The 19,881-nt window shown below is 63.2% G+C and carries 23 protein-coding genes; 18 read left to right on the plus strand and 5 right to left on the minus strand.

Features of this window, described 5'->3' with window-relative positions; all coding sequences use genetic code 11:
• Position 1: 1 nt before the first annotated feature.
• From rsxG to HNE05_RS12205, 4 genes are all read left to right on the plus strand, one after another.
• The gene (rsxG, locus tag HNE05_RS12190; RefSeq protein WP_173207504.1) at positions 2 to 658 is read left to right on the plus strand and encodes an electron transport complex subunit RsxG; all 657 of its coding nucleotides are present in this window, start codon (positions 2 to 4) and stop codon (positions 656 to 658) included.
• Positions 651 to 1,361 carry an electron transport complex subunit E gene (locus tag HNE05_RS12195; protein ID WP_173207506.1) on the plus strand — a complete coding sequence of 237 codons (711 nt, stop codon included), beginning with the start codon at positions 651 to 653 and terminating at the stop codon, positions 1,359 to 1,361. The genes rsxG and HNE05_RS12195 overlap by 8 nt, the downstream gene beginning before the upstream one ends.
• Complete coding sequence (gene nth / locus HNE05_RS12200; protein WP_173207507.1) at positions 1,358 to 1,996, plus strand: endonuclease III; 639 nt, start codon at positions 1,358 to 1,360, stop codon at positions 1,994 to 1,996. Before HNE05_RS12195 ends, nth begins: the two co-directional genes overlap by 4 nt.
• Before the next feature lie 107 nt (positions 1,997 to 2,103).
• Complete coding sequence (locus HNE05_RS12205; RefSeq protein WP_160493299.1) at positions 2,104 to 2,289, plus strand: PA3496 family putative envelope integrity protein; 186 nt, start codon at positions 2,104 to 2,106, stop codon at positions 2,287 to 2,289.
• 57 nt (positions 2,290 to 2,346) lie between these two features.
• On the opposite strand, the gene HNE05_RS12210 is transcribed toward HNE05_RS12205, so the two are convergent.
• The 4 genes from HNE05_RS12210 to HNE05_RS12225 all read right to left on the minus strand — a co-directional run bounded on the left by HNE05_RS12210 (position 2,347) and on the right by HNE05_RS12225 (position 6,286).
• Positions 2,347 to 3,417 (minus strand): GGDEF domain-containing protein, encoded by a 1,071-nt coding sequence (locus tag HNE05_RS12210; protein WP_180889159.1) that lies wholly within the window; start codon positions 3,415 to 3,417, stop codon positions 2,347 to 2,349.
• A 72-nt stretch (positions 3,418 to 3,489) separates the two neighbouring features.
• On the minus strand, positions 3,490 to 3,882 hold the full coding sequence (gene gloA / locus HNE05_RS12215) for a lactoylglutathione lyase (RefSeq protein ID WP_173207510.1): 393 nt from the start codon (positions 3,880 to 3,882) through the stop codon (positions 3,490 to 3,492).
• A gap of 91 nt (positions 3,883 to 3,973) precedes the next feature.
• Positions 3,974 to 5,191 carry an argininosuccinate synthase gene (locus HNE05_RS12220; RefSeq protein ID WP_173207513.1) on the minus strand — a complete coding sequence of 406 codons (1,218 nt, stop codon included), beginning with the start codon at positions 5,189 to 5,191 and terminating at the stop codon, positions 3,974 to 3,976.
• 153 nt (positions 5,192 to 5,344) lie between these two features.
• The gene (locus tag HNE05_RS12225; protein WP_420826963.1) at positions 5,345 to 6,286 is read right to left on the minus strand and encodes a flagellar protein MotY; all 942 of its coding nucleotides are present in this window, start codon (positions 6,284 to 6,286) and stop codon (positions 5,345 to 5,347) included.
• Positions 6,287 to 6,414: 128 nt separating this feature from the next.
• Between HNE05_RS12225 and pyrC the strand changes: the two genes are divergently transcribed.
• From pyrC to alaC, 8 genes are all read left to right on the plus strand, one after another.
• A complete protein-coding gene (gene pyrC / locus HNE05_RS12230; protein ID WP_173207519.1) occupies positions 6,415 to 7,461 on the plus strand; it encodes a dihydroorotase in 1,047 nt (348 codons plus the stop codon).
• Complete coding sequence (rnt, locus tag HNE05_RS12235) at positions 7,458 to 8,132, plus strand: ribonuclease T (protein ID WP_173207523.1); 675 nt, start codon at positions 7,458 to 7,460, stop codon at positions 8,130 to 8,132. Before pyrC ends, rnt begins: the two co-directional genes overlap by 4 nt.
• Positions 8,133 to 8,331: 199 nt before the next feature.
• On the plus strand, positions 8,332 to 8,550 hold the full coding sequence (locus HNE05_RS12240) for a bacterioferritin-associated ferredoxin (protein WP_173207526.1): 219 nt from the start codon (positions 8,332 to 8,334) through the stop codon (positions 8,548 to 8,550).
• A 142-nt stretch (positions 8,551 to 8,692) separates the two neighbouring features.
• The gene (locus HNE05_RS12245; RefSeq protein WP_173207529.1) at positions 8,693 to 8,902 is read left to right on the plus strand and encodes a YgdI/YgdR family lipoprotein; all 210 of its coding nucleotides are present in this window, start codon (positions 8,693 to 8,695) and stop codon (positions 8,900 to 8,902) included.
• A gap of 401 nt (positions 8,903 to 9,303) precedes the next feature.
• A complete protein-coding gene (locus tag HNE05_RS12250; protein WP_173207532.1) occupies positions 9,304 to 10,518 on the plus strand; it encodes a CmpA/NrtA family ABC transporter substrate-binding protein in 1,215 nt (404 codons plus the stop codon).
• A 21-nt stretch (positions 10,519 to 10,539) separates the two neighbouring features.
• Positions 10,540 to 11,118 carry an ANTAR domain-containing response regulator gene (locus HNE05_RS12255; RefSeq protein ID WP_173207535.1) on the plus strand — a complete coding sequence of 193 codons (579 nt, stop codon included), beginning with the start codon at positions 10,540 to 10,542 and terminating at the stop codon, positions 11,116 to 11,118.
• 179 nt (positions 11,119 to 11,297) lie between these two features.
• Positions 11,298 to 12,659 (plus strand): pyridoxal phosphate-dependent decarboxylase family protein, encoded by a 1,362-nt coding sequence (locus HNE05_RS12260; protein ID WP_173207539.1) that lies wholly within the window; start codon positions 11,298 to 11,300, stop codon positions 12,657 to 12,659.
• A gap of 120 nt (positions 12,660 to 12,779) precedes the next feature.
• Positions 12,780 to 14,018 (plus strand): alanine transaminase, encoded by a 1,239-nt coding sequence (gene alaC, locus HNE05_RS12265; protein ID WP_173207542.1) that lies wholly within the window; start codon positions 12,780 to 12,782, stop codon positions 14,016 to 14,018.
• 95 nt (positions 14,019 to 14,113) lie between these two features.
• Here alaC and HNE05_RS12270 read toward each other — a convergent pair whose 3' ends face one another.
• A complete protein-coding gene (locus tag HNE05_RS12270; protein ID WP_173207545.1) occupies positions 14,114 to 14,500 on the minus strand; it encodes a hypothetical protein in 387 nt (128 codons plus the stop codon).
• A gap of 158 nt (positions 14,501 to 14,658) precedes the next feature.
• Here HNE05_RS12270 and HNE05_RS12275 point away from each other — a divergent pair, with 158 nt between their 5' ends.
• The 6 genes from HNE05_RS12275 (at position 14,659) to HNE05_RS12300 (ending at position 19,842) form a co-directional block, all read left to right on the plus strand.
• Positions 14,659 to 14,973: a transcriptional regulator gene (locus HNE05_RS12275; RefSeq protein ID WP_173207548.1), complete on the plus strand. Its 315-nt coding sequence runs from the start codon at positions 14,659 to 14,661 to the stop codon at positions 14,971 to 14,973.
• Between the two features lie 482 nt (positions 14,974 to 15,455).
• Positions 15,456 to 16,838, plus strand: a complete 1,383-nt coding sequence (locus tag HNE05_RS12280; protein ID WP_173207552.1) for a CmpA/NrtA family ABC transporter substrate-binding protein — start codon at positions 15,456 to 15,458, stop codon at positions 16,836 to 16,838.
• 204 nt (positions 16,839 to 17,042) lie between these two features.
• On the plus strand, positions 17,043 to 18,032 hold the full coding sequence (locus tag HNE05_RS12285; protein ID WP_173207556.1) for an ABC transporter permease: 990 nt from the start codon (positions 17,043 to 17,045) through the stop codon (positions 18,030 to 18,032).
• 24 nt (positions 18,033 to 18,056) lie between these two features.
• Positions 18,057 to 18,851, plus strand: a complete 795-nt coding sequence (locus tag HNE05_RS12290; protein ID WP_173207559.1) for an ABC transporter ATP-binding protein — start codon at positions 18,057 to 18,059, stop codon at positions 18,849 to 18,851.
• Between the two features lie 158 nt (positions 18,852 to 19,009).
• Positions 19,010 to 19,381 (plus strand): MAPEG family protein, encoded by a 372-nt coding sequence (locus tag HNE05_RS12295; RefSeq protein WP_173207562.1) that lies wholly within the window; start codon positions 19,010 to 19,012, stop codon positions 19,379 to 19,381.
• Positions 19,381 to 19,842, plus strand: coding sequence for a hypothetical protein (locus HNE05_RS12300; protein WP_173207565.1), 462 nt, complete (start codon positions 19,381 to 19,383; stop codon positions 19,840 to 19,842). Before HNE05_RS12295 ends, HNE05_RS12300 begins: the two co-directional genes overlap by 1 nt.
• Positions 19,843 to 19,881: the final 39 nt, after the last annotated feature.

A 19,881-nucleotide genomic window follows, 5' to 3' on the forward strand; every position in this document is an offset into this window, starting at 1 on the left:
CATGGCCCTGCCGGAAATTTCCCGTTCGATGCTGAAGAACAGCCTGGTACTCGGCCTGTTCGCCGTGGTCACCGTCGGCGTGGTGGCAATCACCCAGCAAGGCACCGCCACGCGCATTGCCGCCGCCGAGCGCGAAGCCAAGGCCCAGGCGCTGGCGCAGATCCTCCCCGCTGGCAGCTATGACAACCACCTGCTGGATCACCCGCGCCAGGTGTTCGACCCACTACTCGGCAACAAGACGTCCAGTCCCGCCTACCTGGCCACCCTCAAGGGCGAGCCCACGGCAGTGATCCTCCAGGCCACCGCGCCGGACGGCTACAGCGGCAACATCTTCCTGCTGGTGGGCATCCATGCCGATGGCCGCCTGGCTGGCGTGCGCGTGGTCGGGCACAAGGAAACCCCCGGCCTGGGCGACAAGATCGAGCTGGCCAAGAGCCCGTGGATCAACAGTTTCGTCGGCCAGTCGCTGCAATCACCGGATACCGCCGGCTGGGCGGTGAAAAAAGACGGCGGCCAGTTCGACCAGTTCGCCGGCGCCACCATCACCCCGCGCGCGGTGGTCAAGGCGGTGCACAAGGCGCTGCAGTATTTCGACGCACACCAGGCCGAGCTGCTCGCGCCGGTCTCCAGCAACGAGGGCGACAACAGCCATGGCTAGCTACCGCGAAATCGCCATCAACGGCCTGTGGAAAAACAACCCGGGCCTGGTCCAGCTGCTCGGCCTGTGCCCGCTGCTGGGGGTCAGTAACTCGGTGGTCAACGCCCTCGGCATGGCCATCGCCACCGCCCTGGTGCTGGCCTGCTCGAACGCGGCCGTGGCCCTGATCCGCCGCCAGGTCACCGATGCCGTGCGCCTGCCCGCCTTCGTCATGATCATCGCCGCGCTGACCACCTGCATCGAGCTGCTGATGCAGGCCTTCACCTACGAGCTGTATCAGATCCTCGGCATCTTCATTCCGCTGATCACCACCAACTGCATCATCCTCGGCCGCGCCGAAGCCTTCGCGGCGAAGAACAGCGTGGCCCACGCCAGCTTCGACGGCCTGATGATGGGCACCGGCTTCGGCCTGGTGCTGCTGGCCATTGGCGCGGTGCGTGAGCTGCTCGGCACCGGCGCACTGCTGGCCAACATGCACCTGCTGTTCGGCCCGATTGCCGCCAACTGGCAGCTGGTGCTGTTCGCCGACTACCAGGGCTTCCTGCTGGCCATCCTGCCGCCAGGTGCGTTCCTTGTGCTCGGCCTGCTGATCGCCCTGAAGAACCGCATCGACGCCGTGGTCGCCGAGCGTGCCAAGGCTGACCAGCCGGAAGCTGCACCCGCCGCCAGCCGCCGCGTACGGGTCACCGGGGTAATCGAGTGAACGCGGCCAAACGCTACGAGATCTTCCGCCGGCTGCACGAGGACAACCCCGAGCCGAAGACCGAGCTGGCCTACAGCACGCCCTTCGAGCTGCTGATTGCAGTGATTCTCTCTGCCCAGGCCACCGACGTCGGGGTGAACAAGGCCACGGCCAGGCTCTATCCGGTGGCCAACACCCCGGAAGCGATCTACGCCCTGGGCTATGACGGCCTGTGCGAGTACATCAAGACCATCGGCCTGTACCCGAGCAAGGCGAAGAACGTCATAGAGACCTGCCGCATCCTGGTGGAAAAACACAACAGCCAGGTGCCGGACAACCGCGAAGACCTCGAAGCTCTGCCCGGCGTCGGCCGCAAGACCGCCAACGTGGTGCTCAACACCGCCTTCCGCCAGTTGGCCATGGCCGTGGACACGCATATCTTCCGCGTCAGCAACCGCACCGGCATCGCTCCGGGCAAGAACGTGCTGGAAGTGGAAAAGAAACTGCTCAAGTTCGTGCCCAAGGACTTCCTCCTCGATTCGCACCACTGGCTGATCCTGCATGGCCGCTATGTCTGCCAGGCGCGCAAGCCGCGTTGTGGCAGCTGTCGCATCGAAGACCTGTGCGAATACAAGGCAAAAACCTCCGACGATTGAGCGCCTATTGATTAAGCCAATACGTCGATTGAAAAAATCTTTTTTACCCTGTCCCGCTTTGCCGCTATAAGGTCGCCAACATCGCCCCCTGAGTTGGAGTGAACCTGATGAGCACTGACAAAGAAGAACTCGTACTCGACGATGACTTTGTCGCCGAAGAGGCCGAAGAAACCACCGAACGTCCGGTGGTGGAAGTCGCCAAGACCAACCTGGCCAAACGCCGGGTCATCGACAACTACCTGGAAGAGCGACGCCTGCAGAAACAGCTCGGCGACTACGACTTCGACCTCTGAAGGTCAAACATGAAAAAGCCCCGCAAGTGCGGGGCTTTTTCATGTGGCCGAGAAATCTCAGCTGGCGACCTGCAAGCTCCGCCGCGCACACTTGTTGGCATACATGGCTGCGTCCGCCTGGGTCAGCAGGCTATCCAGCCCAGCGCCGGCACTCAACGAGGACTCGGCAACGCCGAGACTGATAGACAGTTGCCGCCCCGTTTGCCGCTGGAAGGCCTTGATCGCCGCAGCCAGTCGCTGCAGGACTTCCTCACTGCTGACATAGTCACTGGTCAACACCACGAACTCGTCGCCCCCCAGTCGCGCCAATACATCGGTGCTGCGAAACACCGAGCGCAACACCTGCGCAGCATCGATCAACATGACATCGCCAGCGGCATGCCCATGGCGATCGTTGGTCTGCTTGAGGTAATCCAGATCAGCGTACAGCAGCAAGCAACGACTCCGCCGACGCTGGGCAGCTTCCAGCTCACGCTCGGCCAGCAGGAGGAAGCCACGACGGTTATGTAGCCCCGTCAGTTCATCGGTCAACGACAGCTGGCGCACCTCCGCGGCCATCCGCTCGCGCTCGCGCACTTCGGCATGCAGGCGCCTGTTGGCTTCAGCCAGCTGCGCCGTGCGCTCTTCCACACGCTGTTCCAGCTCGGCATAGACCTGCACATTTTCCATGGCTATCGATATGGAATCAGCCAAGGCCTGCAGCAACTCGACCTGCTCAGCAGTTGCCCGGTAGCCACTGGCCCAATAGGCACCAATGGCACCAATCGGCTCGAGGGTACGGATTGGCACCATCACCAGGCTTTTAACGAAGGTCGGCCGATAGGCCGCGTGGGGTATGCGCTCGTCCTGGTAGATATCAGGAATTACGGTGGCCTGGCGATTGAGCATGACCCAACCGCTGATGCACGCGCTCATGGGAAAGCGCTGCCCCTTCCACAGCGGCGAGATGGCATCTTCGTCACGATAGAAACAGCGATCCCCATCGCGCAACACGAATGTAGCGCCATCGGCACCACTCAGCTCGCGGGCAGCATGCCGGACAATTTCCGCCACGCTGTCCACATCCCTCGCCATCGACAACTCCTGCACCACCCGGATCAGATGCAGCGCATGCTTGTCAGCGGCCATGGAACACCTCGTTAAATCTACTGGAATGACTACCTTCCTTGTAAGCAATTGCTTACAAAAGCATAGCAGCTATCAATCGTTGCGCTTGGGCGACAGCAGCTCGATCTTGTAGCCGTCCGGATCCGCGACAAAGGCCAGAATGCTCGTGCCGTGTTTCATCGGCCCCGGTTCGCGGGTGATCTTGCCGCCACGCGAACGAATGTCCTCACACGCCTTGTACACATCGGCCACTTCCAGGGCGATATGGCCATAGCCGGTGCCCAGCTCGTAGCTGTCCACGCCCCAGTTGTAGGTCAGCTCGATCACGCTATTTTCAGCCTCGTTGCCGTAGCCGACGAAGGCCAGGGTGAACTGCCCGTCCGGGTAGTCCTTACGGCGCAGCAGGGTCATGCCCAGCACTTCGGTGTAGAAGGCGATGGACTTGTCCATGTCGCCAACGCGCAGCATGGTATGCAGCAGTCTCATTGAATATCTCCTCTTCGCGGCCCGTTTCTCGGGCCCTTGAATGCAAAACCCCGGCTCGTGGCCGGGGTCCTGTGGCTTGCCTGGCAGCTTATCAGAACAGCTTGCGGCCCTTGTTCGCAGCAATACGCATGCGCAGGGCGTTGAGCTTGATAAAGCCCGCCGCGTCGGCCTGGTTGTACGCACCGCCGTCTTCTTCGAAGGTGGCGATGTTGGCGTCGAACAGCGAGTCGTCGGACTTGCGGCCGGTGACGATGACGTTGCCCTTGTACAGCTTCAGGCGCACCACACCATTCACGTGAGCCTGCGAGGCGTCGATCATCTGCTGCAGCATCAGACGCTCCGGGCTCCACCAGTAGCCGGTGTAGATCAGACTGGCGTACTTGGGCATCAGTTCGTCTTTCAGGTGGGCCACTTCGCGGTCCAGGGTGATCGACTCGATGGCGCGGTGGGCGCGCAGCATGATGGTGCCGCCGGGGGTCTCGTAGCAGCCGCGCGACTTCATGCCGACATAGCGGTTCTCGACGATGTCGAGGCGACCGATGCCGTTTTCGCCGCCGATGCGGTTCAGTTCGGCCAGCACGGTGGCCGGGCTCATTTCCTTGCCGTCGATGGCGACGATGTCACCGGCACGGTAGGTCAGCTCGATGTAGGTCGGCACGTTCGGTGCGGCTTCCGGGGACTTGGTCCAGCGCCACATGTCTTCTTCGTGCTCGGTCCAGGTGTCTTCCAGCACGCCGCCTTCATAGGAGATGTGCAGCAGGTTGGCATCCATGGAGTACGGCGACTTCTTCTTGCCGTGGCGCTCGATCGGGATGGCGTGCTTCTCGGCGTAGTCCATCAGCTTCTCGCGGGACAGCAGGTCCCACTCGCGCCACGGGGCGATGACTTTCACGCCCGGCTTGAGTGCATAGGCGCCCAGTTCGAAACGCACCTGGTCGTTGCCCTTGCCGGTGGCGCCGTGGGAGATGGCGTCGGCGCCGGTCTCGTTGGCGATTTCGATCAGGCGCTTGGCGATCAGCGGACGGGCGATGGAAGTACCCAGCAGGTACTCGCCTTCGTAGACGGTGTTGGCGCGGAACATCGGGTAGACGAAATCGCGGACGAATTCTTCGCGCAGGTCGTCGATGTAGATTTCCTTGACGCCCATGGCCTGGGCCTTGGCGCGAGCCGGCTCGACTTCTTCGCCCTGGCCGAGGTCAGCGGTGAAGGTCACCACTTCGCATTCATAGGTGTCCTGCAGCCACTTGAGGATTACCGAGGTATCCAGACCACCGGAATAGGCCAGAACTACCTTCTTAACGTCCGCCATGCCAATCAACTCCACGGGGTTGTACGGAAAACCCGCGATTCTACCGGCCGCGCCCGGCGATTTACAGGGGCGCGACAGGCACTGGCGACAAAGCGACAGATTTATTTAGGGTCTGCTCCTGTTTCGCAGCGGCCGCGACGCAGCCTGGCGAACTCAGGAAGTGGCCGCAGGCTCGGCTGGCGGGGTAGGTTCCGCCGGGGCTGGAGCCGCCTCCTCTGCCGGTTCGGCGACCGGTTCTCGGGACAGGGTCATGGTCACCCGGCGGTTCTTCGCCCGGTTGCTTTCGCTGCTGTTCGGCACCAGCGGGTAACGTTCGCCGTGGAAGCGCACGACGATCTGCTCGGCGGGCACGCCACTGGCCTTGAGGTACTCCTCCACGGCAATCGCCCGCCGTCGCGAGGTATCGCGGTTGGTCAGGCGGTTGCCACTGTTGTCGGAGTGGCCATCCAGCTCGATGCGATTGACGCTGGGGTCGGCCTTGAGATAACCGAGGATGATCTCCAGCTTGGCCTGCCCCAGATCATCGAGCGCTGAACCGCCACCGGGAAAGCCGATCTGTGCCTTGCGAATCTGGTCGAAGTTGACCGGCAGCAGGCCGGCGGTGCACTTGAGGTAGTCGCTGTAGGCCTGGTTGAACTTGACCGGCAGCAGGCGCACATCGAGGCTGTCACCACCCGCGGTGGTGCGGTGTTTGACCAGCGGGCTGCGCCCTTCCATCAGACCGGTGAGCAGGCGCCCGGCCTGTTCCTGGGAGCTGTTGAACGGCACCTCACCCGCCACCACGCTGACCGGGCCGAGGTTGATATCACCACGCCCCGGTTGCCAGGGCGCAGCCGCCGCCAGCAAGGTCGCCGAGCCTGCTCCCAGCCAGCGCTCGCGGGTCTTCAGACGGAATGTCGCCTGCTCGCCCGCGCGGCGGACGAACTCGCCGCTGCCAAAATCCGCGATTGGCTGCGACAGCCGGCACTCGAACTTGTCGCCCTCGACTTTCCACTCCACCTTTTCCATGCGCGTCTGGAAAGTGATGGCCGCAGCAGGCTGGCCCAGGGATAGGCAGGTCAGCACGCTCAGCAGGGTCAGATAGGGTTGGCGCACGACAGGCTCCACACGGAGAAACGGCATTCCCCTGAAGTATCGGTCAGCCTCGGGAAAACTTGATAGCCGTGCCGGCGAAGACCATTTCCGGTAGCATGCGAGCACGTTTTACCCGCCTGGAATCCTCCATGTCCGACCGCATTACCCTGCTGCGCCCCGACGATTGGCATATTCACCTGCGCGACGGCGCTGTACTGCCACACACCGTTGCCGACGTTGCGCGCACCTTTGCCCGCGCCATCATCATGCCCAACCTGGTACCACCGGTACGCAACACCGCCGAGGCCGATGGCTACCGCCAGCGCATCCTCGCCGCCCGTCCCGCCGGCAGCCAGTTCCAGCCCTTGATGGTGCTGTACCTCACCGACAACACCTCGGCCGAAGATGTGCGTAGCGCCAAGGCCAGTGGCTTCGTGCATGCCGCCAAGCTCTACCCGGCCGGCGCCACCACCAACTCCGATTCCGGGGTAACCAGTATCGACAAGATCTTCCCGGCGCTGGAAGCCATGGCCGAAGTCGGCCTGCCGCTGCTGGTGCACGGTGAAGTGACCCGCGCCGAGGTCGACGTGTTCGACCGCGAGAAGCGCTTCATTGATGAGCATCTGGTCCGCGTGGTCGAGCGCTTCCCCAGCCTGAACGTGGTGTTCGAGCACATCACCACCAGTGACGCGGTGCAGTTCGTCAACGCCGCATCGAGCAAGGTGGGCGCGACCATCACCGCCCACCACCTGCTGTACAACCGCAACCACATGCTGGTCGGCGGTATTCGTCCGCACTTCTATTGCCTGCCGATCCTCAAACGCAACACCCATCAGGAAGCCCTGCTGGATGCCGCCACCAGTGGCAGCGCCAAGTTCTTCCTCGGCACCGATTCGGCTCCGCACGCCAAGCACGCCAAGGAAGCCGCCTGCGGCTGTGCCGGCTGCTACACCGCCTATGCCGCCATCGAGCTGTATGCCGAGGCCTTCGAGCAGCGCAACGCGCTGGACAAGCTGGAAGGTTTTGCCAGCCACTTCGGCCCCGACTTCTACAACCTGCCGCGCAACACCGACCGCATCACCCTGGTGCGTGAAGAGTGGACCGCCCCGGCCAGCCTACCGCTGGGCGAACAGACCGTAATCCCCCTGCGCGCCGGTGAGAACCTGCGCTGGCGCCTGCTGGAGAACCCCGCGTGAGCGAAGAACATTTCGACGACGAACTCGACGGCAGCCTGCCCTCAGGCCCGCGCCACCCGATGGCTGCGCGTTTCCGCGGCTACCTGCCGGTGGTGGTGGATGTCGAGACGGGCGGCTTCAACTGCGCCACCGACGCCCTGCTGGAGATCGCCGCGACCACCATCGCCATGGATGAAAGTGGTTTCGTCTACCCGGACCACACCCACTTCTTCCGCATCGAGCCGTTCGCCGGCGCCAATATCGAGCAGGCGGCCCTGGAGTTCACCGGGATCAAGCTGGACCACCCGCTGCGCATGGCGGTCAGCGAAGAGCACGCGCTTGGGGAAATCTTCAAAGGCCTGCGCAAGTCGATCAAGGCCAACGGCTGCAAACGCGCCATCCTGGTCGGCCACAACAGCAGCTTCGACCTCGGCTTCCTGAACGCCGCCGTGGCCCGCTGCGACATCAAGCGCAACCCCTTCCACCCCTTCTCCAGCTTCGACACCGCCACCCTGGCTGGCCTCGCCTACGGCCAGACCGTACTGGCCAAGGCCTGCCAGACCGCCGGCATCGCCTTCGACGGCAAGGAAGCGCACTCCGCGCGCTACGACACCGAGAAGACCGCCGAGCTGTTCTGCGGCATCGTCAATCGCTGGAAGGAAATGGGCGGCTGGGACGAGTTCGACCACTAAGCCCGTGCAGCCGCAAAAGGAAAACCCGGCCCAGGCCGGGTTTTTTGTGCCTATTGCAAAGCTGGATTAAAGGTTCGCAGCACTCCAACCCGGGCCAGCATTGAGCAGACAGGAAAAGCTAACGCAAAGTTTTGACAAGCATTCTCATTAACATTAGTATCCCCTGCCAACAGCAACCCATTCTCATCCGAGCCTGTCCATGTACGTTTGCCTCTGCCAAGGTGTTACTGACGGTCAAATCCGCGATGCCATCTATGAAGGCTGCTGCAGCTACCGCGATGTTCGCGAAACGCTGGGCGTTGCCAGCCAATGCGGCAAATGTGCCTGCCTGGCCAAGCAGGTGGTACGCGAGACCCTGAGTGAAGTGCAGAGCAGCCAAGCCGGCCTCGCCTACCCCGCCAGCTTCGTCGCCGCCTGAGCCCTTGCTCGCGGTCAAAAAAAGGATGCTGCGGCATCCTTTTTTGTGGGTTCAACTTGCACGCCACCCAGCTCAACCCGTAGCGTGCAGCTTGGAGTCGCTGGTTTGCGGCTCATACACTGAACATCCGGGAGTTCCCTCTATGAAACACTGCTTTCTGATCCTGCTCTGCGCTGTCGGCCTGGCCGGTTGTGCCAGCGAATACATCATCACCACTACCGACGGACAAATGCTCACCAGCGACGGCAAGCCAGAACTGGACCGCGACACCGGCATGCTCGAATTCGAAGACAGCGAAGGCCGCAAGCAGCAGATTCCGCAGGATCATGTAAAGCAGATGATGGAACGCTAAGAACCCGTCTACGACCTCTTGATCGTCGGCCATGCTGCGTTGAAGTCGGGCTCGGGCTGCTCATTTACAGCTCGTAAACTCCGCGCCCTCGCCCACTTGATTCGCTGGCGCTTACCCTTCGGGCCAGCCTACGGCTGTTACTCCCGCTGGTCGTTGCGCCTTGCCTGGCTCTAGCTCAAAAGATCCTAAACAGGTTCTAAACCCTATCTGCTCCAGCAAACCCCGCTCCGGCGGGGTTTTGTTTTTCTGCCGCACTACTGCTGGCATATCGCTTGCTAGAACGAAACCAGCAGAACTTTCTCCAACGGCGGAGTCAGTTCATAGACAATGGCGTCGTTTCTGGTTACCACCCCGTGGTAGCTGGGGCGACGCCTTTTTTGTTCAACGGCGGAACAACGTACATGAGCGAAATCGAAAGCACCCGTAACGACAGCCTGGCCTGGGTCGCAGGCTCCGATGCACCGGAAAAGAGCGTGCTGGACCTGGGCTTCATGGCCCTGACTGACTCCGCTTCGCTGATCGTCGCAGCCACCCAGGGCTTCGCCCAACCCTATGGCCTGACCCTCAACCTGCAGCGCCAGGCCTCCTGGGCCACCCTGCGTGACAAGCTGCTGTCCGGCGAACTGGACGCCGCTCAGGCGCTGTACGGCCAGGTCTACGGCATTCACCTGGGCCTCAGCGGTCCGGCCACCGACATGGCCATCCTCATGGGCCTGTGCCAGAACGGCCAGGCGATCAACCTCTCCGAGCCGCTCAAGCAGGCCGGCGTGACCAGTGCCGAGGCGCTGGCCACACGCGTGCGTCAAAGCGGTGCAAAGCTGACCTTCGCCCAGACCTTCCCCACCGGCACCCATGCCATGTGGCTGAACTACTGGCTCGCCAGCCAGGGCATCCACCCCCTGGAAGACGTCAACAGCGTGGTGGTGCCGCCTTCGCAAATGGTCACCCACCTCAAGGCGTCGCGTATTGATGGGTTCTGTGCCGGCGGCCCCTGGGGCGCCCTGGCCGTGGACGAAGACCAGGGCTTCACCCTGGCCACCAGCCAGATGATCTGGGCCGATCACCCGGAAAAAGTGCTGGGCGTCACCCGTGAGTTCGTCGAGCAGTACCCCAACACCGCCCGCGCCCTGACCATGGCGGTCCTGGAAGCCAGCCGTTTCATCGATGAGAATGAAGAGAACAAACGCAGCACCGCGCAACTGATCAGCAGCAGCGAGTACGTCGACGCGCCGCTGTCGGCCATCGAGCCGCGCTTCCTTGGCCAGTATCAAGACGGTCTCGGTCATGCCTGGCTGGACGCCCATCCGCTGCGCTTCTTCGCCGACGGCGAGGTGACCATGCCCTGGCTGTCCGATGGCATGTGGTTCATGACCCAGTTCCGCCGCTGGGGCCTGCTCAAGGACGACCCGGACTATCTGGGCGTCGCCCGGCAGATCCACCAGCTCGACCTCTACCGCCAGGCCGCCGGCGCGCTGGGTATCGCGGTGCCCAGCAACCCGATGCGCAGTTCCACCCTGCTCGATGGCAAAGTCTGGGATGGCAGCGATCCGGCCGCCTACGCCGGCAGTTTTACCATTCACGCGCGCAGCGGCCTTGCCGCGCCCATCGCCCTGTAACACTGCGAGACGAACGCCAACATGCTACGAATTCTGCTGATCAACGACACCCCGAAGAAGGTCGGACGCCTGAAGAGCGCCCTGATCGAGGCGGGCTTCGAGGTCATCGACGAGTCGGGGCTGACCATCGACCTGCCCGAGCGCGTCGAGGCCGTGCGCCCCGACGTGGTGCTGATCGATACCGAGTCCCCCGGCCGCGACGTGATGGAACAGGTGGTGCTGGTGACCCGCGATCAGCCGCGCCCGATCGTCATGTTCACCGACGAGCACGACCCCAGCGTGATGCGCCAGGCCATCCAGTCCGGCGTCAGCGCTTACATCGTCGAGGGAATCCATGCCGAGCGCCTGCAGCCGATCCTCGACGTGGCCATGGCCCGCTTCGAGAGCGACCAGGCCCTGCGCGCGCAACTGGTGGCACGCGACGAGCAACTGGCCGAACGCAAGCGCATCGAACTGGCCAAGGGCCTGTTGATGAAGATGAAGAGCTGCAACGAGGAAGATGCCTACACCCTGATGCGCCGCCAGGCCATGAGCCGTCAGCAGAAGCTGATCCAGGTGGCCGAACAGATCATCGCCATGCATGACATGCTCGGTAACTGACACAAGCAGCGGCGCCCGGCCCACGGGCGCCATAACTGTACCGGTCAACCTTGCACTGTTACCCCATCCGTACCGCAGCAGCCGTCAACTGTACGGCTCACTCCCCCTAACTGTGTATCTGCGCGGGCAAGCCCCGACTGGCTAAGGTGAAGGCCTCATCGCCCACCGCCGAGAACGCCATGCCCACCAGCCACGAAGAACGCCAGTTACTGGCCGAAGCGGATCGCCGCGCCCTCGGCTATTACGATGGCATCGACAGCCGTCCGGTCTTCCCCCCGCCTTCCGCCATCGCTGCCTTGCAGGCCTTCGAGCAGCCGCTGCCCGAACAGGGCCTGGCCGACCAAGAGGTGCTGCGCCAGCTGGATGAAATCGGCTCACCGGCCACCGTGGCCAGCAACGGCCCGCGCTACTTCGGCTTCGTCATCGGCGCCACCCTGCCCGCTGCCGCCGCGGAACGCATGGTGTTGGCCTGGGACCAGTGCGCCTCCTCCTTCGACAATGCGCCGGTCGCCGATGTGCTGGAGCGCACGGCCGGACGCTGGGTGCTGGAGGCCCTCGATCTGCCCCGCAGCAGCGCCGTCGGTTTCGGCACCAGCGCCACCGCTTGCACCCTGGCCAGCCTGTCAGCCGCCCGCCGCGCGCTGCTGGCACGCAAGGGCTGGGACTTCGATGGCGATGGCCTGAGCGGTGCGCCGGAAGTGCGCGTGGTGGTCTCCGCCACTTGTCATATCACGGTGAAGAAGGCTCTGCGCATCCTCGGCTTCGGCATGAACCGGCTGATCATCGCCCCCACCGATGCCCAGGGCCGCATCGACCCGGCGCAGCTGCCGACCCTGGATGACCTGAGCATCCTCTGCCTGCAGGCCGGCGAGGTGAACACCGGCGAATTCGACCCCTTCGCCGAGCTGATCCCCAGAGCCAAAGCCGCCGGCGCCTGGGTGCATGTGGACGGCGCCTTCGGCCTATGGGCCCGTGCCTCCTCTTCTGCGCATCTGGCCACTGGCGTGGAGCTGGCCGACAGCTGGACCTGCGACGGCCACAAGTGGCTGAACACCCCCTACGACGGCGCCATGGCCATCTGCCGTGACGCGGATGCCCTGGCCACGGCGATGAACAGCGACGCCGCCTATGCCAGCGCGAGCAAGGACGCGCAGAAGAACCTGACCCTGGAGTTCTCTCGCCGCGCCCGCGGCGTGGCGATCTGGGCGGCCCTGGCCAGCCTCGGCCGCGACGGCCTGCGCGAACTGATCGACCGGCATATTCGCCAAGCCGGCCAGCTGGCCGAGCGCCTGCGCGATGGCGGTTACCCCGTGCTCAATCGCGTGGTGCTCAACCAGGTGTTGGTGCGCGGCGATAACGACGCACAGACCGTGGCCATCCGCGAGGCGGCGCAGGCCAGCGGTGAGGTCTGGTTCGGCCCGACGATTTGGCAGGGCCGTCCGGCCTTTCGCCTCAGCGTCTCGTCGTGGCGCACCACGGATGCCGATATCGAGCTGCTGGCCGACCTGCTGCTGCGCCTGAAGCGGCAGATTCCAGTGTGAACACCCGCGCTGCCAGGGGGCTCGACAAAGTCCCGCCGCAGCGCTTATCTTCGCCGCCTGGCCAGCGCACTGGCCAACGTCGCTCGGACGGTTCCGGGCGCTTACGTCTTCGAGGAAAGCATGGCTGAACAAGCTAAGCGCCGTTTTGCGCGCATCGATCGTCTCCCCCCCTACGTTTTCAACATCACTGCCGAACTGAAGATGGCCGCCCGCCGCCGTGGCGAGGACATCATCGACTTCAGCATGGGCAACCCCGATGGCGCCACGCCACCGCATATCGTCGAGAAACTGGTGCAGGTCGCCCAGCGCGACGACACCCACGGTTACTCCACCTCGCGCGGCATTCCACGCCTGCGCCGGGCCATTTCGCGCTGGTACAAGGATCGCTACGACGTCGAGATCGACCCGGAAAGCGAAGCCATCGTCACCATCGGCTCCAAGGAAGGCCTGGCGCACCTGATGCTGGCCACCCTGGACCATGGCGACACCGTGCTGGTGCCCAACCCCAGCTACCCGATCCACATCTATGGCGCGGTGATCGCCGGCGCCCAGGTGCGTTCGGTACCGCTGGTGCCCGGCGTGGACTTCTTCGCCGAGCTAGAGCGGGCAATTCGCGAGTCGATCCCCAAGCCGAAGATGATGATCCTCGGCTTCCCCTCCAACCCCACCGCGCAGTGCGTGGAGCTGGATTTCTTCGAGCGCGTGGTGGCCCTGGCCAAGCAGTACGACGTGCTGGTGATCCACGACCTGGCCTACGCCGACATCGTCTACGACGGCTGGAAGGCCCCGTCGATCATGCAGGTGGAAGGTGCCAAGGACATCGCCGTAGAGTTCTTCACCCTGTCCAAGAGCTACAACATGGCCGGCTGGCGCATCGGCTTCATGGTCGGCAACCCGGAACTGGTCAGCGCCCTGGCGCGGATCAAGAGCTACCACGACTACGGCACCTTCACCCCGCTGCAGGTGGCGGCCATCGCGGCCCTGGAAGGCGACCAGCAGTGCGTGCGCGATATCGCCGAGCAGTACCGCCAACGCCGCAACATGCTGGTCAAGGGCCTGCATGAAGCCGGCTGGATGGTGGAGAATCCCAAGGCCTCGATGTACATCTGGGCCAAGATTCCCGAGCCCTATGCGCACCTCGGCTCGCTGGAGTTCGCCAAGAAGCTGCTGCTGGAAGCCAAGGTCTGCGTCTCACCGGGTATCGGCTTCGGCGACTACGGCGACGACCATGTGCGCTTCGCCCTGATCGAGAACCAGGACCGCACCCGCCAGGCCATCCGCGGGATCAAGGCGATGTTCCGCGCCGATGGCCTGGTGCAGGCACCCGCCAGCAAATCGCGCAGCAAGGCTGATAGCTGAGTTAGCAACCGGTAATGCCGGTGTGTGTGCTGCACGCACCCGAGCAAGCGTGAGCAACGAGGCCCCGACAGAGCAATCTGCCGGGGTCTTGTCGTTTAACTGGAGTAATCCAGCGCGGTCCAGGCGCGGCTGAGGCCGTTGCCGATCACGCAGTCCGGGCGTGCCAGTTGCTCATTGCCGCTCGGCGCCAGGCGGGTGATCTCGCCGAACTCGTCGCGCTCGGTGAGCCACTGCAACTTGCCGCAGTTGGCCGTCTCGATCACATAGCTGGCAGCAATACTGGAATGCTGGCCGGGCAGCTTGACCACATCCAGTACCCGCCCCGCTTCCGCGACCCGCTTGCCATCGGAAACCAGCACCGCCCAGGCGGCGCCGTCCTCGATCACCAGATAGGCGCCATTGGCCTTGGGCTGTTCCAGTTGTGGCTGCGCGCAGCCGGCCAGCAGGGCCAATAGCAGAAGTGTCATCAGCTTGTGGTGCATATAAGCGGCTCCTCTCTCGGTTGATCCCCTGCGGGGCTGATCGGTAGTGCGTGAGCCCACTATTATCGAATACTGTTTATTTGTACAGTACTTTCTATTACCCTGTCTCCACCGCCCAACCAGCACCGCGCCCAGGTGCATAGCAGAGGATCGCCACCATGCAGGACGTACTGCTGCTGAAGAACAAAGTGAACCAGATGCCACTGGAGAGCGTCCGCGCCATGGTCGAGGAACTGCACCTGGAGGGCCTGGTGACCGGCAGCAAGACGCCGTTCACGCGCGTGCACTTCAACACCTGCTTTGCCGAGATCGAGGCCCTGCTGCAACGCGCCGGCTATCACCGCCAACTGGACGTGGTCGGCTACCAGGGCCAGGCCTATGCCCTGTTCGACCCGGCGCGCTGGGAAGCGGTGGAAGTACTGCGCTGGCTGAAGGACTTTGTCGAGGAAGCGCAGATGCAACCCGCTTCCTGAGGCTGCCGCCTTGGGAGTATTGCCAATGCCCTGAACGGGCAACTGGGTACCTGTGCGCCTGCCCGAACCTGCTGGACGGAAATCGAACCAAAAGGGGCCAGTTCGCTCAAGCCATGCACGCCAATGGCTCAACAAAGTGCAGGGCGCGCGCCTGCCATCCTCATTTTTGTCCTCGGTCACTCGCCCACACACCCGCTATCTCGAATCCGCACAACCTGCTAACAGACTGATTTATAAGCCTTAATACCTCGCATACCAGAGCCTGGAATGGCGCCGTGGCGGCGACCTTTGCCTTTGCCAGGCACTCCTGCCCGCAAACCTGGCAAGCCCCTTGCTTATACCCATCCAAGACCTAACACCCGTCTTCGGATCGCCAACGGCGGTGATCGGGACGAATAGACAAAGACGTCAAAGGCATCCTGCCCATAGGGGGAGGTTTGTCTGCGACGTCTTTTTTCGTTTCTGATACCAGAGGATCCACCATGCACCATTCCACCGTCCGTCGCTCCCTGCTGAAAAAGACCCTGGCCGGCCTCGGCTGCGCCCTGCTGCTGTCGCCACTGAGCCTGCAGATCGCCCACGCCGCCGATCCCGAGAAGGAAGAACTCAAGCTCGGCTTCATCAAGCTGACCGACATGGCACCGCTGGCGATTGCCTACGAGAAAGGCTTTTTCGAAGACGAAGGTCTCTACGTCACCCTGGAAGCCCAGGCCAACTGGAAAGTCCTACTGGATCGGGTAATCACCGGCGAACTGGACGGCGCCCACATGCTGGCCGGCCAACCCCTGGGGGCCACCATTGGGTTCGGCACCAAGGCCGAAGTGGTCACCGCCTTCTCCATGGATCTCAACGGCAACGGCATCACCATGTCCAACGCCGTCTGGGAAGAAATGAAGAAGCACGTGCCGATGGCAGACGGCAAGCCGGTGCACCCGATCAAGGCCGATGCACTGAAACCAGTGATCGAGCAGTACAAGGCCAAGGGCAAGCCCTTCAACCTGGGCATGGTCTTCCCGGTCTCTACCCATAACTATGAGCTGCGCTACTGGCTGGCCGCCGGCGGCATCAATCCCGGTTACTACGCCCCGGCCAAGGGCGACATCACCGGCACCCTCAACGCCGATGCCCTGCTCTCGGTCACCCCGCCGCCGCAAATGCCGGCCACCCTCGAAGCCGGCACCATCAGCGGCTACAGCGTGGGCGAACCGTGGAACCAGGCCGCCGTATTCAAGGGCATCGGCGTGCCGGTGATCACCGATTACGAAATCTGGAAGAACAACCCGGAGAAAGTTCTCGGGGTGTCCAAGGCCTGGGCAGACGCCAACCCGGAAACCCACAAACGCCTGGTCAAGGCGCTGATCCGCGCCGGCATGTGGCTGGATGCAAACGGCAACGCCAACCGCAAGGAAGCCGTGGAAATCCTCTCGCGGCCGGAATACGTCGGCGCCGACGCCAAGGTGATCGCCAACTCGATGACCGGCACCTTCGAGTACGAGAAGGGTGACAAGCGCGAAGTACCGGACTTCAACGTGTTCTTCCGCTACAACGCCACCTACCCCTACTACTCGGACGCCATCTGGTACCTGACCCAGATGCGCCGCTGGGGCCAGATCGGCGAAGCCAAGCCGGACAGCTGGTACCTCGATATCGCCAAGCAGGTCTACCTGCCGGCGGTTTACCAGAGTGCCGCCAGCGAACTGGTCGCCGAAGGCAAGGCCAAGGCCGAAGACTTCCCGGCCAGCAGTGAAGAAGGCTTCCGTGCGCCGAGCAACGAGTTCATCGATGGCCTGACCTACGACGGGCGCAAACCGAACGAGTACATCAACCAATTCAAGATTGGCCTGAAACCCGACTCCGTTCTGTAAGAGCCGGTTCACGATCTCGCGAGCTAGAGCCATACAAGGCAAAAACAGGCGAGGAAGCGGAGTTTACGAGCTGTAAATGAGCATTCCGAGCCTGTTTTTAACGCCGTAGGGCCGACGCGCAGCAGAGCGTGAACAGGTTCTAAGCATCACCACTGCCCCAGGAAGCCGGGCATTCCGGCTCCCCTTTGCTTCGAGGACAAGACGATGAGCAACCCCGCCGTCGCCCAGCCTATCCAAGACACCCTTAAATCCGCCCGCAGCGCTGCTCTCAAAAAGTGGCTGCCCACTGTACTGATGCCGCTGATCGGTATCCTCGCTTTCCTGCTGTTCTGGCAGTTGGCTGCCGGCAGCATCGATACCAGCCTCGGCAAGTTCCCCGGCCCCACCCAGGTGGCCAGCCAATTCAGCAGCCTGGTCGGAGAGCACCTGCGTGAAGCGGACAAGGCCGATGCGTTCTATGAGCGCCAGGAAAAGCGCAACGCCGAGAAACTGGCCAAGGATCCCGAAGCCCAGGTCAGCATTCGTCCCTACACCGGCAAGCCGACCTTCTTCAAACAGATATTCACCAGCCTCTACACGGTGATGACCGGTTTCGTCATCGCCTCCCTGGTAGCGATTCCGCTAGGCATCGTCTGCGGCCTGAGCAAACCCATCTACAACGCAGTCAATCCGCTGATCCAGGTGTTCAAGCCAGTCTCACCGCTGGCCTGGCTGCCCCTGGTGACCATGGTGGTCAGCGCCGTGTACACCAGCAACGATCCGTTGTTCGCCAAGTCCTTCATCACCTCGGCGATCACCGTGGCCCTGTGCTGTTTGTGGCCCACCGTGATCAACACCACCGTCGGCGTAGCCAATCTGGACAAGGACCTGCAGAACGTCAGCCGCGTGCTCAGCCTGTCGCCCCTGTCGCATGTGCGCCGAATCGTCCTGCCGGCTGCCATGCCGATGATCTTCACCGGCCTGCGCCTGTCCCTGGCCACCGGCTGGATGGTGCTGATCGCCGCAGAAATGCTGGCGCAGAACCCCGGCCTGGGCAAATTCATCTGGGACGAATTCCAGAACGGCAGCTCCAACTCGCTCGGTCGGATCATGGTGGCGGTGATCGTCATCGGCCTGATCGGCTTCGTCCTCGACCGCCTCATGCTCATGCTCCAGCGTCATGCCAGTTGGGACAAGAACGCCGACCTGCGCTAACGACCGCCAATTTAGGAGTCCGCCATGAACAATGCACACCTCGAACTGACCGGCGTCGGCATCAGCTTTCCCACCGACAAGGGCCTGTTCTGCGCCCTGCAGAACGTCAACCTGAAGATCAGCAAAGGCGAGTTCGTCTCGCTGATCGGCCACTCCGGCTGCGGCAAGTCGACCGTACTGAACATCGTCGCCGGCCTCTACCAGGCCACTACCGGCGGGGTGATCCTCGACGGCCGCGAGGTCAACTCGCCCGGCCCGGAACGCGCGGTGGTCTTCCAGAACCACAGCCTGCTGCCCTGGCTGAGCAGCTACCAGAACATCGAACTGGCCGTGCGCCAGGTGTTCCAGGGCAAGAAATCGCGCAGCGAGATGCGCGACTGGATCGAGCACAACCTCGAGTTGGTGCACATGACCCACGCCCGCGACAAACGCCCCAGCGAGATTTCCGGCGGCATGAAACAGCGCATCGGCATCGCCCGCGCCCTGGCCATGGAACCCAAGGTACTGCTGATGGACGAGCCGTTCGGCGCCCTCGACGCGTTGACCCGCGCCCACCTGCAGGACTCGCTGATGGAGATCCATGCCGAACTGGGCAACACGGTGATCATGATCACCCACGATGTCGACGAGGCAGTGCTGCTGTCCGACCGCATCGTGATGATGAGCAACGGCCCGGCGGCGACCATCGGCGATATCCTCCACGTCGAACTGGAGCGCCCCCGCGAACGCATGGCGCTGGCCCATGATCCGCGCTACCACGAATACCGCGCGGCGGTGCTGGAGTTCCTCTACCAGCGCCAGCAGCGCCCTGCTGCCTAGTTTTCCGGCCTGCCGGCCCCCTCGAAAGCCCGACCTCGTGTCGGGCTTTCTTTTGCCCGCCATAACCCCAGGGAATCACTGCCATAAGCACTGGCGCTTTTACATCGCCGGCGCCTGCCCCTACCCTCGCCTCTAACAAAAACAAACGAGAAATAGCCATGCCCTACAGCGTCTATATCGCCGCGATCCTGTCTCTGCTGCTGATCGCCCTGTCACTCAACATCACCCGTCTGCGCATGCGTCATCAGATCGCCTTCGGCGACGGTGGCAAGAGCGACCTGCTCAAGGCCGTGCGTGCCCATGGCAACAGCCTGGAACAGTCGGTGCTGTTCATCGTCCTGCTCTACCTGGGGGAAACCAGTGGACAGATCAGCCCGGCGCTGACCGCAGCCCTCGGCTTCGCCTTCATCATGCTGCGCCTGCTCTACTGCGCCGGCCTGTTCGCCCGTCTGCTCCTGCTGCGCCAGGCCAGCCATGGCCTGACCGTGCTGGTACAACTGGCCGTCAGCGTGCTCCTGCTGCTGCCGTAATGAGCAGCGACGAACAGAAGATCGCCCTCTACCGCCGGGTCAACGGTTTCACTGGGCCGCTAGCGCGCAGCGCCTGGCACTGGCGCACGCGCTGGCTGGCACGCCTGCTGGCGCAGCTGATCTGGCGCAAGAACCGTGGCCGACCTCAGCACGGTACCCTGGCCATCGCCGAGGAGTGGCGCCGGCTGTTCGGCCTGCCGCAGTTCTGGCACATCGAGCGCCTGGAGGACGATACCGCCTACTGCGAGATCCGCTTTCCCTGCGCGCTGGAAGGCAGCGGCGACGTGGCCGCCTGCCAGCGCCTGATGGAGTACGACCGTGCCCTACTGAAGAAAATCGGCGGGCAGCTGGTGGTGCTGCAATCGCGCGCCGACCCAAAGGTGCGCGGCGCCTGCCAGGTGGCCATCCGCCGGATCGATGACCCGCGCAGCGACCTGATCCCGGCGCGCCTGCTCGACTGATCCGCCCCTGGCTTGCCCACTGCCGCCGCAATAGAGAAG

The organism is Pseudomonas campi (genome assembly GCF_013200955.2).
Lineage (GTDB): Bacteria > Pseudomonadota > Gammaproteobacteria > Pseudomonadales > Pseudomonadaceae > Aquipseudomonas > Aquipseudomonas campi.

What these genes read in the sequence shown, in the direction of transcription:
- rsxG (WP_173207504.1), top strand. Translation starts at nt 2, where the DNA reads ATGGCCCTGCCGGAAATTTCCCGTTCGATGCTGAAGAACAGCCTGGTA.
- HNE05_RS12195 (WP_173207506.1), top strand. Translation starts at nt 651, where the DNA reads ATGGCTAGCTACCGCGAAATCGCCATCAACGGCCTGTGGAAAAACAAC.
- HNE05_RS12205 (WP_160493299.1), top strand. Translation starts at nt 2,104, where the DNA reads ATGAGCACTGACAAAGAAGAACTCGTACTCGACGATGACTTTGTCGCC.
- HNE05_RS12210 (WP_180889159.1), bottom strand. Translation starts at nt 3,417, where the DNA reads ATGGCCGCTGACAAGCATGCGCTGCATCTGATCCGGGTGGTGCAGGAG.
- gloA (WP_173207510.1), bottom strand. Translation starts at nt 3,882, where the DNA reads ATGAGACTGCTGCATACCATGCTGCGCGTTGGCGACATGGACAAGTCC.
- HNE05_RS12220 (WP_173207513.1), bottom strand. Translation starts at nt 5,191, where the DNA reads ATGGCGGACGTTAAGAAGGTAGTTCTGGCCTATTCCGGTGGTCTGGAT.
- pyrC (WP_173207519.1), top strand. Translation starts at nt 6,415, where the DNA reads ATGTCCGACCGCATTACCCTGCTGCGCCCCGACGATTGGCATATTCAC.
- HNE05_RS12240 (WP_173207526.1), top strand. Translation starts at nt 8,332, where the DNA reads ATGTACGTTTGCCTCTGCCAAGGTGTTACTGACGGTCAAATCCGCGAT.
- HNE05_RS12245 (WP_173207529.1), top strand. Translation starts at nt 8,693, where the DNA reads ATGAAACACTGCTTTCTGATCCTGCTCTGCGCTGTCGGCCTGGCCGGT.
- HNE05_RS12250 (WP_173207532.1), top strand. Translation starts at nt 9,304, where the DNA reads ATGAGCGAAATCGAAAGCACCCGTAACGACAGCCTGGCCTGGGTCGCA.
- HNE05_RS12255 (WP_173207535.1), top strand. Translation starts at nt 10,540, where the DNA reads ATGCTACGAATTCTGCTGATCAACGACACCCCGAAGAAGGTCGGACGC.
- HNE05_RS12260 (WP_173207539.1), top strand. Translation starts at nt 11,298, where the DNA reads ATGCCCACCAGCCACGAAGAACGCCAGTTACTGGCCGAAGCGGATCGC.
- alaC (WP_173207542.1), top strand. Translation starts at nt 12,780, where the DNA reads ATGGCTGAACAAGCTAAGCGCCGTTTTGCGCGCATCGATCGTCTCCCC.
- HNE05_RS12270 (WP_173207545.1), bottom strand. Translation starts at nt 14,500, where the DNA reads ATGCACCACAAGCTGATGACACTTCTGCTATTGGCCCTGCTGGCCGGC.
- HNE05_RS12275 (WP_173207548.1), top strand. Translation starts at nt 14,659, where the DNA reads ATGCAGGACGTACTGCTGCTGAAGAACAAAGTGAACCAGATGCCACTG.
- HNE05_RS12280 (WP_173207552.1), top strand. Translation starts at nt 15,456, where the DNA reads ATGCACCATTCCACCGTCCGTCGCTCCCTGCTGAAAAAGACCCTGGCC.
- HNE05_RS12285 (WP_173207556.1), top strand. Translation starts at nt 17,043, where the DNA reads ATGAGCAACCCCGCCGTCGCCCAGCCTATCCAAGACACCCTTAAATCC.
- HNE05_RS12290 (WP_173207559.1), top strand. Translation starts at nt 18,057, where the DNA reads ATGAACAATGCACACCTCGAACTGACCGGCGTCGGCATCAGCTTTCCC.
- HNE05_RS12295 (WP_173207562.1), top strand. Translation starts at nt 19,010, where the DNA reads ATGCCCTACAGCGTCTATATCGCCGCGATCCTGTCTCTGCTGCTGATC.
- HNE05_RS12300 (WP_173207565.1), top strand. Translation starts at nt 19,381, where the DNA reads ATGAGCAGCGACGAACAGAAGATCGCCCTCTACCGCCGGGTCAACGGT.